Here is a 16377-nt window from a genome sequence, read left to right as displayed (position 1 = left end):
TATCGAGTGACTACAGGATTAAGGTATTATCCTGCCGAATCTTTAGAGTTTTGATGGTATTTTTAGAAAATTTTGTTTACATTAGCCACATTGTTGCAATGCCACATTTTAAGGTTATTGCAGACTTGCCGAGGTCGAGATTGTCGACAATTTTCAAAAATACGAGCCTGAGTGGTAGTAATACAGTGCGTGTCACTTTATTATCAGGGCTTTTGTAAATGTTGGGTGTTAGAATTTATGATCACTAAGCATGTTGACGTATTACTAGTTGGTGCCGGAGCGATGAGCTCAACATTGGGCATATTACTCAAGCAATTAGATCCGTCTTTAACTATCGCTATGATAGAGCGCTTAGACGATGTGGCCAAAGAAAGCACTAGCGGTTGGAATAATGCCGGCACGGGGCATGCTGCTTATTGTGAGCTAAATTACACACCTGAAAAAGCGGATGGTAGCATCAATACTACCAAAGCCTTTGATATTAATGCCTCCTTTGAGCTTTCTTTGCAATTATGGGCTTACTTAGTCGATCAAGGTGCCTTACCTGATCCGCAGTCTTTTTTAAGTCCTACCCCGCATGTCAGTTTTGTTTGGGGTGAGGATAATGTCGAATACCTACGTAAGCGTTTTGAAACCTTAAGTAGTCATGCGCAGTTTGCAGGGATGGAATATAGCGCAGACCCTGAGGTGCTAAAGCAATGGATGCCCTTAGTGATGGAAGGACGCGATCCTAATGAAAAAGTAGCCGCTACCCGTGTGACATGGGGGACAGATGTCGACTTTGGTTCTTTAGCGCATCATATGATTGAGCACTGTAAGCAGGCAGGTAACTTTGACTTATATGTAAGCCATGAAGTAACTGCGATTCAGCGTCAAGGTATCGACTGGCTAGTACGCGCTAAAAACACCCACACCGGAGCCGATTTAGCGATAGGGGCCAAGTTTGTATTCTTGGGTGCGGGTGGGGCGGCACTGTTATTATTACAAAAATCAGGGATTGACGAGTCCTTAGGCTATGGTGGTTTCCCCGTGAGTGGGCAATGGTTAGTGTGTAAAAATCAGGCCATTGTGAAACAGCATTTAGCCAAGGTCTATGGCAAAGCGGCTATTGGTGCGCCACCGATGTCCGTACCACATTTAGATACCCGTATTATTGATGGCGAACATGCTTTATTGTTTGGGCCATTTGCAGGTTTTACTACCAAGTTTTTGAAAGAAGGTTCGTTCTTAAACTTATTTGCTTCTCTCCGGCCTAGTAATTTACTGCCTATGCTTAAAGTAGGGTTTACTAGCTTTGACTTAATTAAGTATCTGATTACCGAGGTATTACAGACACGTAAATCGCGTATGGTTGCTTTGCGTGCATATTATCCTAAGGCACAAGACGACGATTGGTCGTTAGCGATTGCAGGACAGCGGGTGCAGATTATTAAAAAAGATCCTAAGACCGGGGGTAAGTTAGAGTTCGGAACAGAAGTGGTCGCCGCCAAAGATGGTAGTTTAGCCGCCTTATTAGGTGCCTCACCGGGAGCATCGGTCGCAGTAACAGCGATGTTAGAAGTGATTGAAAAATGCTTTGCCGATCGACTCAAGACTCCAGAATGGCAGGCACGGATTAAAACCATGATTCCGTCTTATGGTCAGTCATTAATTAAAGATACCGAATTACTTCAACGGGTACGTCACCATAGTTTGACAACTCTCAAGATTATCCCACCTTCGACCTGATATCTTTTCTTGTTTAGACACAATGACTTAGTGCTAGCTTTGCTAGAGCTAAGTCATATTTGAGCTAGTTACTTAAAAAAAGCCGCTATGGTTGGAGCAATCTTTGGCGCTAGGAGTAGTGCTGGAGGGGGATATTTTTTTGCCTATTAATCTGACAGTTAAGAGATCTAAACGGATTATGTCAACATAGTTTAGTAGGAGAATATCTATGTTGAATCGTGTTTTATCAATAAGTCTATATTTTTATATTTAAAAACAATGAATTATAATAATATTATTTTTTTAATACTTACTATTGAAAAAATTTTATTGTCGACATAATAGGACTGAAATACTATCAAACCTGCTCTACCCATCGATATAAAGCGGGTGGCTGATGCTGGGAGATTCGCACAAGCGAACTGCAACGGAGGAGAAGACCAAGGTCGAGATATCATTATAAGACTGGTCTGTGAGGAGATTTTGAGTTAGTTCACTTTTTTATGAATCTGAGGAGATACGCATGAGTACACGTGCAGAGCAAATTGCAGCTTTAAAACAGGATTGGGCTACTAATCCACGTTGGAAAAATGTAAAGCGTGGCTATAGTGCTGAAGATGTGGTGCGCCTACGGGGTTCATTACCGATTGAGTATACCTTAGCCAAACGGGGTGCTGAGAAGCTGTGGGAAAAGGTTAATGGGGGCGCAAAAAAGGGCTATGTGAATGCCTTTGGTGCGATCACCGCCGGTCAAGCCATGCAACAGGCTAAAGCAGGTCTAGAGGCTGTTTATCTATCCGGTTGGCAAGTAGCCGCCGATGGTAATACCTCAGAAACCATGTACCCAGACCAGTCATTATATGCGTATGATTCTGTTCCTACTATGGTACGTCGCATTAATAATACCTTTAAACGCGCTGATGAAATTCAATGGTCACGCGGTATTGAGCCTGGTTCTAAAGAATTCGTAGATTACTTCCTACCTATTGTCGCTGATGCTGAAGCGGGCTTTGGTGGGGTATTAAACGCCTTTGAACTCATGAAAAACATGATCGCAGCCGGAGCGGCAGGTGTTCACTTTGAAGACCAGTTAGCAGCGGTAAAAAAATGCGGTCACATGGGCGGTAAAGTACTCGTTCCTACCTCAGAAGCGGTTGAAAAGCTGATTGCAGCACGTTTTGCGGCGGATGTAATGGGCGTTTCTACCATTGTATTAGCTCGTACTGATGCAGAAGCTGCTAATCTATTAACCTCTGACCATGACGCTAATGATAAACCTTTCCTCACGGGTGAGCGTACTCAAGAAGGTTTCTATCGTGTCAGAAATGGTTTAGAGCAAGCAATTAGTCGTGGTATTGCCTATGCACCTTATGCAGACTTGGTATGGTGTGAGACTGGTACACCTGATTTAGGTTTTGCGCGTGAATTTGCTCAAGCGGTACAAGCAGCTTGCCCTGGTAAGTTACTGTCTTATAACTGCTCACCTTCCTTCAATTGGAAGAAAAACTTAGACGATGTAACTATCGCTAAATTCCAAGATGAATTGGCAGCAATGGGTTATAAATATCAATTCATTACCTTAGCAGGTATTCATATTAACTGGTTCAATACCTTCCAATTTGCGCATAACTATGCACGTGGTGAAGGCATGAAGCATTATGTCAATATGGTACAAGAGCAAGAATTTGCCGCTCGTGATAAAGGTTATACTTTCGTATCCCATCAACAAGAAGTCGGCGCTGGCTACTTTGATGATGTAACAACCGTTATCCAAGGTGGTTCTTCCAGTGTTAAAGCGTTAACTGGCTCTACCGAAGAAGAGCAATTCCACTAAAATAAATGCATTCAAGCCCGCCGGTTTGAATAAGCACTACTGTGAAAAAGCCCGGCCTGTGTCGGGCTTTTTTATTATCGACCCTAACATTTAAAAAGGATTTGATGATGACAGATTTTAAAACGGCTGATTTATTAGACGACCATGAGGATAAACCTTTACAAGTGGTTCAGCCCGGTTTTTATAACTTTGGAGGGCGTCCTAAGTTTGGTGGCGAAATCGTTACCATTAAAATCCACGAAGATAATTCATTAGTACGTGAATTTGTTGCGCTAGAAGGTAAGGGCAAGGTGCTAGTAGTGGATGGTGGCGGCTCAACACGTTGCGCGTTATTAGGGGATATGTTAGCCGAAAAAGCTGCTAAAAATGGCTGGGAAGGCATCATTATCTATGGCCTGATTCGTGATTCTGTTGATATTGGTAAAATGGATATTGGTGTAAAAGCCTTAGGCACTATTCCACTCAAAAGTGTGAAGCGTGGTTTTGGAGTAAAAGGGGAGCCTGTCCATTTTCATGATGTAACCTTTACCCAAGGGCATTATGTGTATTCTGATGAGGATGGCATTATTGTGTCGCCTGTGAAGTTGGTCGGATAATCAATAGCACACCTGCGCCTCCATTTTTTAATGGGGGCGTATTTACATATAAGTTTTAATTGAGCAATGTTAAGCCGCTAATGCTTCAGTGGGCGCTTTAGCCTGTACATTGTTCTGAGCAACCAAATTGAGTTGATTACTTTCCACAAACCAGCAGACATATTTAAAGGTCTCTGGTTGGTACTGAGCTAGCGCATCAAAATTTACATGAACGCAATAGCCGTGGTCATTATCAAGGGCGATATTAAGATGCGGAGAGTAACGCATAATGCCCTTAATCGGGTCACGGGTTGCGCCTACTTCACACATCCGCTCTGGCCAATTAGAAGGGCGGAATTTTTGTCCATTCACTAGACCAGAAATCAGCATTCTACCTGCGAAATGGTAACTCATAGGGGACTCTTTTAGTGTTGGGTCACAAATAAAAACACTAGCCTAACACTACCCGCATTTAGCAATCATTATTTGATAAAAAGCGGGTAGGCTAGCAATAGGTCAACGGTTCTTGAATTGCTGATGACCAGCAATGAGCATTTGCTCGGTGCTACTCCAATCAATGCAAGCATCAGTAATTGAAACACCGTATTGTAAGTCTTGTAAATTAGGCGGAATCTTTTGATTACCCGCACCTAAATTACTCTCGATCATCACGCCCATAATGCTTTTCGATCCGGCTAGGATTTGCTGTACTGCATCATTAAACACAATGGGTTGACGATTATGATCTTTACTCGAATTAGCATGACTACAGTCAATCATAATGCGCGGGGTAATCCCGGCCGCTTTTAAACGTTGCTCTGCATCGGCAATCGCTTCGCTATGGTAATTCGGGCCTTTTTCACCACCACGTAATACCACATGAGCATAGGCATTGCCTTGGGTATTCACAATGGCGACTTGACCGTTGGCATCAATACCTAAAAAGCGATGTGGTGATGAGGCTGATTTTAGAGCATTAATCGCTACGGTTAAACCACCATCGGTGCCATTTTTAAATCCCACTGGGCAGGATAAGCCGCTGGCGAGTTCACGATGGGTTTGGGATTCGGTGGTGCGAGCACCTATGGCTGACCAACTGATTAAATCTTGTAAGTATTGCGGAGAAATGGGGTCTAGTGCTTCGGTAGCCGTGGGCAAGCCAATTTCGGCAATATCAATTAATAAGCGTCTAGCAATGAATAACCCTTGTTCGATTTCAAAGGTATCATTCAAAAATGGGTCATTAATTAAGCCCTTCCAGCCCGTTGTGGTGCGTGGTTTTTCAAAATAAACCCGCATCACAATATATAAGGTATCTTTGACTTGATCAGCAAGGGTGCGTAAACGCCGAGCATAATCAAGCGCTTGTTCGGGATCATGGATGGAGCAAGGGCCTACCACTACTAATAAACGTGAATCTTTACCGTCTAAAATATTACGAATGGCTTCGCGACCATCCACAATAGTCTGTTTGGCACGTTCGCTGACAGGGAGTTCACGATGTAAATCAGCGGGGGTCACTAGGCTAGTGAAGGAACCCACATTCACATTTTCTAAGACAACATTTTCAGTATTCATGAAGCTGGAAAACCTAATTTAGTCAAGTCGTCATCTTAGCATAGCTCTCTTAAGGCAGACATAAGACATTGCATAGTATTCTTAACTATTGGGGAGGGGGGCTAGCTTTTAAGCTATTTCTTCTATGGGTCGGTGTATTTTATGGGTTGCTAATTTATGTCAAATCGTCTGGGTCAAACGTTGGAAGGGTCATTTTTTATCCTTCAACTCAAGGGGCTGTTAGTACTGGCCTTATTGCTAGTCATATCCGATTGGGGGTTTGAGGATCGCTTAGATATTTGGTTAGCGGATCAAATGTTTGACTTTACTACCGCTCAATTCCCGCTCAAAGAAAGCTGGTTTGCCGCGACTGTGATGCATGTTTGGCTTAAACACCTGATGCTGGCCTTTGTTTTGTGTTTAGTCGGTTTGTTGGCCTATGAGTTATTGAGTAGTAAGCCTAAACTAAACCCCACACAACTCGCTAATTTAAAAATTATAGTCAGTGCCGCCATTATTCTGCCGCTTTTGGTGGGAGTCTTGAAGGCGATTAGCCCCATTCACTGCCCTTGGGATCTGGCTCGTTATGGTGGGCATGCAGTAGAGTTTAGTTTTGGTCACATTATACCAGAGGGAAAATGCTTTCCAGCAGGGCATGTGACCTCGACCTCTTGGCTCATGGCTTTGGTCTTTATTTACTTACCCTTTAATACCACAAAAGCGCGTTGGGTTTGGGCGTTAACCTTTGGCATAGCTTTTACGACAGGTTGGGTACAGCAATTGCGGGGAGCGCACTTTTTATGCCATACCCTGTGGTCACTATGGCTAAGCTGGGCAGTGATCGTAGGCTTAGCTTATTATTTTCGCGGGAAGCGCTATGCTCCATCCAGCACACTCCTATCCAAGCAGGCGGCGGCTCGTTTATGATGACTTTAACCGCCTCCATGCCTGAGTATAATGACTGAAGGACGTACTCCTAAACTTAATTAATCCCAACGATCAATCACATAAGTTTGTACGCCTAATTCAGTAGTTACGCGCAGTTGATGATTCAGTACACTATTGGAGCTTAAAAACAAACCACAGGCTGAGGATTCTGCAAAACCTTGTAAGCGCCCAGTTTTAGAAAACGCTTCAATGGTTTTGCGAATCGGGTGAAACTTGCTTTTTAGTGTCTCAGGGAATAGGGCTAAGCCCGCCGTTTGGTGGCGGCGATCACGCGCATTTTTCAAAAATAAAACCGCGCTTTTAGGGTGGTGGTTTTGCTCTCTACGCCAATGCGGAGGATTGAGGCAAAGCCCCGTAATTTCAACATAACCTCCGGATAAATACCAGTCGTGGGCTAGAGAGCCACCATGATACATATAGATCGCAAAGGGATTGCGTCGCTTGACATGATCCCATTGTAAAATCGGGGGTGCGTCGTCATTCGCCGCCGTAGTCAAGGCACAAATACTTAGGTATTTATCTTTCGGCACTAATACCTCTATTTTTAGCGCATCAGGCAACACATTGCGCTCAAATTTCCCCCACGTTAGGGTTTGGCTGGGGATTGGTAAACGAGTTTTTGCAGCCTTAAACTTGGGTGCTAAATGCCCAAATGCCTCCGAGTTTGCTGTTTTAGATTTAGCGGCTTTTTTCCTGTGTGAGGCTTGGGGTTGCCAGAATAACGGCACTTCGTCTAAACGGGCATAACGGCGTTCTAAAGCATCGGCAGCTTGCACAGCCTCTAGGATTTTCTCGGCTTGTTTAATGCTCTCAGTGCTCGGTGGAATTTGTGGAAGCTGATATTGTAGAGGGTGTGTTTTTTCAGCAAAACGCATACGAATCTTCTCATATTCAACCCCTAACTCAATATCCTCTAATAAGGAGCCAATCATAGAGCTACGCCTACGCACATGGCAAAAACCTTCGGGTGCATTGGCAACCGCCAACCATTTTTTATGCGCTTTGAGTTGTAGGTGGGGTGTTGCGTTTAAATCCGCATATAAGGCCTTTAACCATTCCGCCATACCTAAGACTTTTTCTGAGCGATATAGTTGATCCGAACGTAATAAACGTACAGCCGTATCGACCGTTTCTGCCGAAAACTCATTCAAAGCACGGCTCAGCATTTTGAAGGCTTCTAGCTTTTGAGCACGATACTGACCCGCATCAAGGAGAGGCGATTGCCATACCTTATCAGCCGGTGGCGTGATAGCCATATGCCGCCAAGACCCCGTATATGGCTTACCATAAACCGTCAAGGAGGACACAAATAGCCCTTTAATAGGGGCTTGCTCGACGGCTTGTTGTAAAGCTTCTACAGCAGGCTGGAAAAAGGCAGGCACGGCTTTGGGTGCCCATAACGCGGAGGTTACGCTGCCATTTTTTTCAATTCGCACCAGGCTACCAAATTGCTTCATGAACTGACGGCAAGCCGAGCAAGTATATTTTTGGCGTACGTCTTCGGGCAGATTATTTAAAAACAGCGGCCATAGTTCGGGCGCATCGGTGATAAATAAACGCTCTTGCGCAGCGGTTTTAAAGGTTTTTTGAATTGCATGCAGAAAGTTAGGATAACGGTGTATTTCACCATCAAGTGCTTTTGTGGTGGATTCAGTCGCCATGATAAGCCTCCTTACGTTTGGGCTTGTTATTCATGACTAAGGTATTGCAGTTGCTGTGCCAAACTTATTTTTGTTTTAAATTCAATGATTTATGGTTTTGCTCTATTGAGTGTCTTATATAAAGTTAACTTTAAAGATAGACTCATATTTTAAAAGTTAGAATAAATGTGTTGTTATTTTAGGCTCATTCATGGCAGCATTTGCCCAATCCACGCTCAGAGCGTGATGCCTTGATTGCCGCCACAGCTATTACCCACGGTCTAATGATGGTGACTCGAAATGTCAGTGATTTTGAGCCAACCGGTGTTGAAATCATTAATCCGTGGGTGAGCTAAACTATCGATTAAGTTACAGGGTTTCAAAACGGCCTAGTACCTTATTTTTAACCACATTATCCGCATTAAAAATACGCCCATTCATGGCGACATAAACCCCATTAGGTAGGCATTGCACCACCCCTAGTGCAAAACCAAGATTAAACAGCGCATCGGAATTGCGGATGGTATAAGGAATCATGGCACCTGTGAGCACAATCGTTTTAGCTAGTTGGCGTTGTTGCAGGGCTTGTGCTGTGAGCACCATCGTATCAGTCCCATGAGTGAGCACGATATGCTGATGAGTGCTTTGTACACAGGTATTAATAATCTGGGTGCGCTCAGTATCGGTAATATCGAGGCTATCCACTTGCATTAATACCTCTAGATAGAGTTCGGCCTCACAATTACCTTGTGCGAGCATTTCAGGAATATGGCTCCCCTCAAAGGTCAGTTTGCCTTGCGTGGGGTTGTAGTATTTATCAATGGTGCCGCCAGTGGCGATTAAATGAATAGTCATAATGTTTGCCTGTGATTGATCTAATGTAGTGGTTGGTTAATGATTAGCCAGTAATGGGAGTAGCTCAGTACTAGAGGGCGCTAAGTTATGTTGTTTTTGGGCTAATTGTAAAGCAATTTGCCCCAAGCTTTGATAAAGCTCGGCATAGCGCCTATTCCAGTTTTGAAGGGCATGGATTTGTTTAGCCACGGTTTGCACATCTCCACGTGCAATAGGGCCGGTGAGTGCTTGGGTAGTATCGAGTTGAAAAATGTTTTCAACCGTAGTCGTTACAATCGGTTGTAAAATGGCTAAAGCCTGATCACGCTCAACCCCCGCCTGCGCATAGGTTTGAAGGGCAAGTTCTTGCAGCGCCACCAAATAATTACAGGCAATCACACTAGCAGCATGATAAAGCGTTTTAGCTTCGGCCTTTATACCCACACAATGAGTGCCTAATGTGTCAAATAAAGGGATTAAGGTTTGCAAGGCGGCTGAATCACCCTCGACACCACAATAAGTCCCTGAAAAGGTTTGTATGGCTAAGCTCGGTTGAGCAAAGCTTTTAATCGGGTGAATACTCGCAACTCCAGCACCTTGTTGTTGAGCACTCGCTAAGACGGCTTGCGCAGTTAAGGCACCACTACAATGAAAGACTAGGCAATTTGTTAAATCGTGAGTGGCAGCTAACTGTTCGCAATAGGTTTGAATGTGATCATCGGGGCAGGCTAGTAACCATAAGTCAGCCTTTGGCATAGCGGCAATGTGATCTAGGGTGAAGCATTGACCGGCACCGATAAATTGCTGTGCTGTTTGCGTGCTCGCTAGGGTGCGATTGGCTAGAGCCTGAAGGGTCAAAGCCGAATGGTGATGCCATAAGTAGCCTAGTGTTTGCCCTAAACGTCCCGCTCCCAAAATATTCAGTGTTTTCATCATGTCATAAACCAGAGGCTAGGGCTTTTAAAGTTCTAGAGTGATATTCACGGCGATAGAGTACTGCGATGACCCAGGTGGTGGCTAACATAAATAATAGCGGGTGAATAAACCAAGTGAGTAAGGCTAAGCTGTAATAATAAGCTCTCAGCCCCACATTAAAATGATAAACCGCGAGGCTAATAAGCCGCTCTAAGGATTCTGCTAGGCGTGCATTAGGAGGCTGACTATGGTGCGTTACACTACCAATTAAAATCGAGGCAAATCCCCATTGCCGAATACACCAAGTAAAGGTAAAAAAAGCATAGGCAAACACGACCGTCATCATAATCAAGCCAATTTCCCAAGTCTGAGGGTCAAAGCGTACAAAGGGTAGCTGAGTAAAGAGAGCTAGAGCCTTATCCGTTGAACCAATAGCGGTGACTAGACCGGCAATAATGAGCAAACTACTCGACGCCATAAAGGTCGCATTACGCTCAATATTAGCAATAATCGCCGTATCAACCATGCGATTATCACGCTTCTCTATTTGCACAATCCATTGTCGAATATGGAGTTGTAATGCATCTTGTAAGCGCTGACCATGTGTGGATTTTAAGCCGGAGTAGCGCCCATAACCGACCCAGCACGTTAAAAACCATAGTAACGATGCCCATTCTAAACTACCCAAATGCACAACATTACCTCTTTTGGAGTAGCGATAAAGAGTAAAGTATAGCGTGAAGGTTTAGTCCTATACATCTCTCACGGAGTCCTTTAAGCTGCTAGTTCTAGCTATTGTGATCGAGAGAAGAGGCTATTGCATGAGTGAGCAGATTAAGTATGTATTAGATGAGTCCGCTATGCCTAAAGATTGGTATAATCTAGCGGCTGATTTACCCGTACCCTTAGCACCCGTACTCCATCCTGGAACCTTGCAGCCCATTACTGGCGCGGATTTAGCACCGTTATTTCCGATGGCAGTGATTCAGCAAGAGGTGAGTACCGAGCGCTATATTGAAATTCCCGATGAGGTGAATCAGATCCTCAGGCAATGGCGTCCTAGCCCGCTATTTCGGGCGCGTAATTTAGAAAAAGCACTCGATACACCGGCTAAGATTTATTACAAATATGAAGGAGTCAGCCCCGCCGGAAGCCATAAGCCGAATACGGCTATACCCCAAGCCTTCTACAATAAAATTGAAGGGGTTAAACGTTTAACCACAGAAACCGGCGCGGGACAATGGGGTACTTCCTTATCCTATGCGGGGGCGCTATTTGGTTTAGAGGTACAGGTTTTTCAAGTGCGTATTTCGTATGATCAAAAACCCTATCGTCGCGCCGTGATGGAAACCTATGGAGCTACCTGTGTGGCTTCACCTTCGACCTTAACCGAATCTGGGCGGGCGATTTTAGCGAAAAATCCCAATCATCCGGGTAGTTTAGGGATTGCGATTTCTGAGGCAGTCGAGTTAGCCGTACAACGCGATGACACCAAATACGCGCTAGGCTCCGTACTTAACCATGTCCTCTTGCATCAAACCATTACCGGACAAGAAACTCAGTTACAAATGGCAATGGCAGGGGATGACCCCGATATTATTATTGGCTGTACCGGCGGTGGGTCTAATTTTGCTGGCATTGCTTTCCCGTTTTTAGGTGAACAATTACGTGGTGGACGCAAACGTCGCATTATTGCGGTAGAGCCAGCCTCTTGCCCATCACTCACTAAAGGTCAGTATGCCTATGATTTTGGTGATACCGCGCACTTAACCCCGCTGACTAAAATGCATACCTTAGGCTCAACCTTTACCCCTCCCGGCTTCCATGCCGGTGGCTTGCGTTATCACGGTATGGCACCGATGGTGTCGCATATTAAAGAATTGGGTTTAATTGAAGCCGTGGCCTACCACCAAACGGCCTGTTTTGAGGCGGGTGTTACCTTTGCGCGAGCCGAGGGAATTGTGCCTGCACCCGAATCAACCCATGCGGTAAAGGGGGCGATTGAAGAAGCATTACGCTGCAAACAGGAAGGTAAGTCTGAGACGATTGTGTTCTTATTAAGTGGTCACGGTCATTTTGATATGGCGGCTTATAGTGATTACTTTGCCGGAAAGTTAGTCGACCAGTCTTATGATGAAAAAGAGTTGGGTATGGCTTTGTCAGGCTTGCCTGTTGTGCCGGATAATATTGCTTAGTGCAGTTGAGTATAGACCTCAGTATGAGTATTGAGGTCTATAGCGAATTTACAATAAGGCTAGGAGGTTTTCGTAACTAAGAGCAATTTCCCAATTACGCTCAAATAGCCGCTGATAGGATTCAACGTATTCCGTTGCTTCATGCAAAACGGATTTTTGGCTATCCGATTTTTTTACATAGACAAATGAGCTATCTACGATAGCAAAGCATTCTGGTACGGTATTATCACTCCTACCCACCCATTTTTCTTCAGTTAGAAACTTTACTTGTCCCTGTTGAGCTAAAATTCTTTTAGCTTGGGTAAGCGTTTCTTGTAGTTTTTCTTGATGGATTACGGGGTTTAATAAATGTTGTGGTAGAATAAAAATTCGTTTAGTAATAACCCCCTCCGATATTTTTTTAGCCTCCTCTTGTAGATACTCTTCATACTGATCAATTTTTTCTTGATACTCACGCACGGCAAAAAAACTCTTTTTAGTCCATTGCATGATTTCTAATAGGCTGATTTTTAAGGAGCTACGTTCGGAAGCAACAATTTTTCCTCTTTCTATATCATGAATTTGTTTAGTCAACTCATTAAGACAAGCATGCTTATAATGCTCAACAAAGTTATTAATATTTCTAGGATTTTTAACGGAGTAATAGTCAATTTGGCTGCGTTGCCAGCGTAATGAGTCGACTGAGGCAAACGTTTGGGTTCTAACTACTTTAGGCAGACGTGAGAGACGGGTGAAGAAACGCTCAAGGTAATGAAAGTTTGGTACTTCGATTTTCAGAATAATATCGAACTGACCTAAGATAGCCGAGCAATCCATGACCTCAGGGGCATTATCATAAAGCCATTCAATAATTTCATAAGTTTCACTGTCATTAACAGATAGCGTGACATAATAGATATTTTTGTCACCATGGCTTTCTGAGTCTAGGTAGCCGATTTGCAACTCCAAGCTTTTTTCAAATTCCCGCGCTGTTTTGCTAGAGATGGGACGATCGGAGTTCTTAACGAGGTATTTGCGGATAGTAGATTCTGCTTTCTCGGTAATAGCAGCAACTTGTTCATAATCCCCTCTATAGTTCTGCTCTATGAGTTTTTTGAGATTTGCACGACGTATTTCATATGTCTCTTGGCTGTCTCTAGACATGAGGCTCACCTCCTACACAATGTCCCATTTTGTCATCTTATATCAGTTGATTAAGTTTTGTTTAGCTAAAGTGTCACTATTTAATGACGGATCAAATTTATTTTTGTAAGGATTTCTGTCTCATAATGTCTAAAAAAGAGATTTTTTTGAGACACTTTTTTTGTAACTATTTAATTATTAAGAGTATTTTTAGATAAGTGTGTTGATTGTTTTTTGAATAATTGCTAGATTTACAAACAGATTATGATACTGATGATAAGGAGTAATGTTACTACATAGCCAATCTGGTTTTTCATTGGTTCTTTTTAGATTCAGAGCTGAATAGTTATTTTAGCAAGGAGCATTGTTATGAATATGAAACCTGATATGAGTCTTTTTGAGCTTGTAGTAATTTGGCTTTGTAAAGTGGCTGGTTGGGGACTAATAGGATTTTTGAGTATGAGTTCACTCTTATTTGTAGCCTTCTTCGTTTTACATGTAGTCATTCCTGCAATTCGTAGTATCTTTACATAAATGAGTGCCTCTCATCTATGTCTGACCTTTAATTTAATACGAGTAATAGAAAAACCCACTACCAATGGAGTAGGGGGTTTTTAAGGGAGGAGTTGTCATTTATTATTTCTAATGCTAATTAACGGCAAGTACGATATTTTAAATGATAAACCACACCTGCTTTAAAGTCGGCAGAATCAACTGTAGCTAAGGCTTCAGAACTACCACGGGCGCGTACCATCATGCCACTATTCACCCGTAAATTCACCGATGCACCACAAGCTGACCAAATATTGCTGGTTGCAATTAAATTATGGCTTTTAGTGTAGGAGTTGCTATAGGGGCCGGTGAAAGTAGTAGTAAATTTAGGGCCTTGAGTGCCTGCGAAAAAGTATTCGGTATCCAGACGAGCCATACTGCCGCGTGGTACATCCACAAAACCACGATAATCTGCATCGATCAATGACACACTAAAGCCATTAGGTACTCGAACCGGAATAGACAGATTACAGCTTTTGCGTCCTACTCTAGCGTTTGAGCCGCCTGCTTCTACGGTGAAGGAATCAAACAGGATACTTAAAGCACTACCATCAGGGCTGATGCTAGCAGAAGCAGAGCCTGCAGGGCAGCCACTTCCACCATAACTAGGATTGCCTAAAGTGATAGCGGCGGCTTGAGCCGAAGTAGTCGCAAGACCTAAGGTTAGAGCAACTAAGGCAGAACTAAGAGCGGTTGTTAATTTCATGATCGTATCCTCGCTGTATTAGGGGGGAGAGACGTCAGTCTCGAATTTATTGCGGTGTTTCAGTAAGGTTAGTTTGCAATAATAAAAACTTTAATGCGGTGATTTATGTACATTAAAGTTGTGATTTTTTTAACCATTTCACAGATTTAGCGCGATACTAGGGATTTGGATATAGCAGCGGTATTGGTGATGCGCAAAAAACTAGATTATCCCAATAACAAAAACCCACTACCGATCAAGAATAGTGGGTTTATAAGAATCCATTAGGACTAATAAATTCTAGAGCTAATTAACGGCAAGCGCGATATTGTAGGTGATAAACGACACCAGATTTAAAGTCGGCAGAGTCAACAGTCGCTAATGCTTCAGCTCCACGACCCGCACGTACCATCATGCCACTATTAACCCGTAAATTTACTGATGCACCGCAAGCTGACCAAATATTGCTAGTGGCGGCTAAACGATGGCTTTTAGTGTAAGAGTTACTATAGGGGCCGGTGAAAGTGGTAGTAAATTTAGGGCCTTGAGTACCTGCGAAGAAGTATTCAGTATCCAGACGCGCCATACTACCGCGTGGTGCATCCACAAAGCCGCGATAATCTGCATCGATCAATGATACGCTAAAGCCATTAGGTACTTGAACCGGAATAGACAGATTACAGCTTTTGCGTCCTACACTAGAGTTAGCACCACCGGCTTCTACCGTGAAGGAGTCAAATAAGATACTTAAGGCAGTACCATCAGGGCTGATGCTAGCAGAAGCAGATCCTGCAGGGCAGCCACTTCCACCATAACTAGGATCGCCTAAGGTGACAGCGGCGGCTTGAGCCGAAGTAGTAGCAAGACTTAAGGTTAAAGCAACTAAGGCAGAGCTAAGAGCGGTTGTTAATTTCATGATAATATCCTCACGGTGTTAAAGGGGGAGATCGTTGTCTCAGATTCATTGCTGCTGTGTTTCAGTAAGGTTAGTTTGCGTTAATCAAGGTATTAAAACAGTGATTCATGCACATTAAAGTTGTGACTTTTTTAACCTTAAGCTGACTGCGATAAGTTAGCTACCCTCTTGTTATAAAAAGTATTTTTGGCTTCAAATCCACTATGGGGACTGGAGTTAGGTACGGGCATTCACTAAAACTAAGTGGGGAGGCATAGGCTCATATGTTGAGTTGGATTATCACTAAATACGCCTTAACAGCCGGAATCGTTGTTGTGGTGTCAGAGATAGCAAAACGCAGTGATAAATTCGGAGGGTTTATAGCGGCTTTGCCACTCATTACAGTCTTGACCTTGATCTGGCTCTATCTGGAAAAACAACCCATGGAGAAGATCGCCAATCATGCTTGGTACACTTTTTGGTATGTTCTGCCGACCTTGCCTATGTTTCTGATATTTCCCTACTTGCTCCCCCGTCTGGGTTTTTGGCCTACGCTGATGATTGGTATGGTTTTGAGTATTATTTTGCTGGGGGTATGTGCCGTTGTTGTGCGGCGTTTTGGTATTAATTTGCTGTAAGACACAAGATAAAAACCCACTACCGCTTGAGCAGTAGTGGGTTTGAGCCTATTAGAGTTAATTATTATTATTTAACCCAAGTTGCGCGAGCTAAAGAAAAATCCATGAGGATCGTTTAAAGTCTATCGACGAAAACAAACCCTTTAAACGAGAACGCCTCATGGAAGAAACGATCATAGCGCTCTATTGTGTCTGTGACGACCTTTTAAAGAGCCTAAAGCGCTGCGAAGAACCCAGCCGTATGAGTGATGCAGAGGTCATCACGAGTGTAGTCGTCAGT

Annotated in this window: 17 protein-coding genes; 8 read left to right on the top strand and 9 right to left on the bottom strand. The window is 43.5% G+C overall.

Annotation, left to right across the window (positions count from 1 at the left end; all coding sequences use genetic code 11):
• The first annotated feature begins 237 nt into the window (after nucleotides 1-237).
• From mqo to rraA, 3 genes are all read left to right on the top strand, one after another.
• Nucleotides 238-1728 carry a malate dehydrogenase (quinone) gene (mqo, locus tag A3IK_RS0109250; RefSeq protein ID WP_020559704.1) on the top strand — a complete coding sequence of 497 codons (1491 nt, stop codon included), beginning with the start codon at nucleotides 238-240 and terminating at the stop codon, nucleotides 1726-1728.
• A 502-nt stretch (nucleotides 1729-2230) separates the two neighbouring features.
• A complete protein-coding gene (aceA, locus tag A3IK_RS0109245; RefSeq protein ID WP_020559703.1) occupies nucleotides 2231-3541 on the top strand; it encodes an isocitrate lyase in 1311 nt (436 codons plus the stop codon).
• Between the two features lie 104 nt (nucleotides 3542-3645).
• Nucleotides 3646-4137 (top strand): ribonuclease E activity regulator RraA, encoded by a 492-nt coding sequence (gene rraA / locus A3IK_RS0109240; RefSeq protein ID WP_483855275.1) that lies wholly within the window; start codon nucleotides 3646-3648, stop codon nucleotides 4135-4137.
• Between the two features lie 69 nt (nucleotides 4138-4206).
• On the opposite strand, the gene A3IK_RS19015 is transcribed toward rraA, so the two are convergent.
• Nucleotides 4207-4530 (bottom strand): DUF3579 domain-containing protein, encoded by a 324-nt coding sequence (locus A3IK_RS19015; RefSeq protein ID WP_083915707.1) that lies wholly within the window; start codon nucleotides 4528-4530, stop codon nucleotides 4207-4209.
• A gap of 102 nt (nucleotides 4531-4632) precedes the next feature.
• On the bottom strand, nucleotides 4633-5694 hold the full coding sequence (locus A3IK_RS0109230; protein ID WP_020559700.1) for a 3-deoxy-7-phosphoheptulonate synthase: 1062 nt from the start codon (nucleotides 5692-5694) through the stop codon (nucleotides 4633-4635).
• A gap of 156 nt (nucleotides 5695-5850) precedes the next feature.
• On the opposite strand from A3IK_RS0109230, the gene A3IK_RS19010 reads away from it, so the two are divergent.
• Entirely contained in the window at nucleotides 5851-6600 is a 750-nt protein-coding gene (locus A3IK_RS19010; protein ID WP_020559699.1) for a phosphatase PAP2 family protein, read from the top strand.
• Between the two features lie 59 nt (nucleotides 6601-6659).
• Here A3IK_RS19010 and A3IK_RS21310 read toward each other — a convergent pair whose 3' ends face one another.
• Nucleotides 6660-8282: a hypothetical protein gene (locus A3IK_RS21310; protein WP_020559698.1), complete on the bottom strand. Its 1623-nt coding sequence runs from the start codon at nucleotides 8280-8282 to the stop codon at nucleotides 6660-6662.
• Between the two features lie 200 nt (nucleotides 8283-8482).
• Here A3IK_RS21310 and A3IK_RS20805 point away from each other — a divergent pair, with 200 nt between their 5' ends.
• Complete coding sequence (locus A3IK_RS20805) at nucleotides 8483-8617, top strand: PIN domain-containing protein (RefSeq protein ID WP_020559697.1); 135 nt, start codon at nucleotides 8483-8485, stop codon at nucleotides 8615-8617.
• A 13-nt stretch (nucleotides 8618-8630) separates the two neighbouring features.
• On the opposite strand, the gene A3IK_RS0109210 is transcribed toward A3IK_RS20805, so the two are convergent.
• Genes A3IK_RS0109210 through A3IK_RS0109200 form a run of 3 tightly spaced genes read right to left on the bottom strand, consistent with a single transcriptional unit; the run spans nucleotide 8631 to nucleotide 10704 of the window.
• Nucleotides 8631-9116 (bottom strand): asparaginase domain-containing protein, encoded by a 486-nt coding sequence (locus tag A3IK_RS0109210; protein ID WP_020559696.1) that lies wholly within the window; start codon nucleotides 9114-9116, stop codon nucleotides 8631-8633.
• Nucleotides 9117-9152: 36 nt separating this feature from the next.
• Nucleotides 9153-10031, bottom strand: a complete 879-nt coding sequence (locus tag A3IK_RS19005; RefSeq protein ID WP_020559695.1) for a Rossmann-like and DUF2520 domain-containing protein — start codon at nucleotides 10029-10031, stop codon at nucleotides 9153-9155.
• Between the two features lies 1 nt (nucleotide 10032).
• Nucleotides 10033-10704 carry a DUF599 domain-containing protein gene (locus A3IK_RS0109200; protein WP_020559694.1) on the bottom strand — a complete coding sequence of 224 codons (672 nt, stop codon included), beginning with the start codon at nucleotides 10702-10704 and terminating at the stop codon, nucleotides 10033-10035.
• Nucleotides 10705-10831: 127 nt separating this feature from the next.
• Between A3IK_RS0109200 and A3IK_RS0109195 the strand changes: the two genes are divergently transcribed.
• Complete coding sequence (locus tag A3IK_RS0109195; protein WP_020559693.1) at nucleotides 10832-12205, top strand: TrpB-like pyridoxal phosphate-dependent enzyme; 1374 nt, start codon at nucleotides 10832-10834, stop codon at nucleotides 12203-12205.
• Between the two features lie 48 nt (nucleotides 12206-12253).
• Here A3IK_RS0109195 and A3IK_RS0109190 read toward each other — a convergent pair whose 3' ends face one another.
• Nucleotides 12254-13348: an Lrp/AsnC ligand binding domain-containing protein gene (locus tag A3IK_RS0109190; protein ID WP_020559692.1), complete on the bottom strand. Its 1095-nt coding sequence runs from the start codon at nucleotides 13346-13348 to the stop codon at nucleotides 12254-12256.
• Nucleotides 13349-13696: 348 nt separating this feature from the next.
• Between A3IK_RS0109190 and A3IK_RS21305 the strand changes: the two genes are divergently transcribed.
• Complete coding sequence (locus A3IK_RS21305) at nucleotides 13697-13861, top strand: hypothetical protein (RefSeq protein ID WP_020559691.1); 165 nt, start codon at nucleotides 13697-13699, stop codon at nucleotides 13859-13861.
• A gap of 118 nt (nucleotides 13862-13979) precedes the next feature.
• Here the strand turns inward: A3IK_RS21305 and A3IK_RS0109180 are convergent, their stop codons facing one another.
• A complete protein-coding gene (locus tag A3IK_RS0109180; protein WP_020559690.1) occupies nucleotides 13980-14585 on the bottom strand; it encodes a DUF4360 domain-containing protein in 606 nt (201 codons plus the stop codon).
• Nucleotides 14586-14874: 289 nt separating this feature from the next.
• Nucleotides 14875-15480 (bottom strand): DUF4360 domain-containing protein, encoded by a 606-nt coding sequence (locus A3IK_RS0109175; protein WP_020559689.1) that lies wholly within the window; start codon nucleotides 15478-15480, stop codon nucleotides 14875-14877.
• A gap of 263 nt (nucleotides 15481-15743) precedes the next feature.
• Here A3IK_RS0109175 and A3IK_RS0109170 point away from each other — a divergent pair, with 263 nt between their 5' ends.
• The gene (locus tag A3IK_RS0109170) at nucleotides 15744-16097 is read left to right on the top strand and encodes a DUF3147 family protein (RefSeq protein WP_020559688.1); all 354 of its coding nucleotides are present in this window, start codon (nucleotides 15744-15746) and stop codon (nucleotides 16095-16097) included.
• Nucleotides 16098-16377 lie beyond the last annotated feature (280 nt).

This window comes from Thiofilum flexile DSM 14609 (assembly GCF_000380185.1).
Taxonomy (GTDB): Bacteria; Pseudomonadota; Gammaproteobacteria; order Thiotrichales; family Thiotrichaceae; genus Thiofilum; species Thiofilum flexile.
This window is presented reverse-complemented; position numbering and strand designations above follow the sequence as displayed.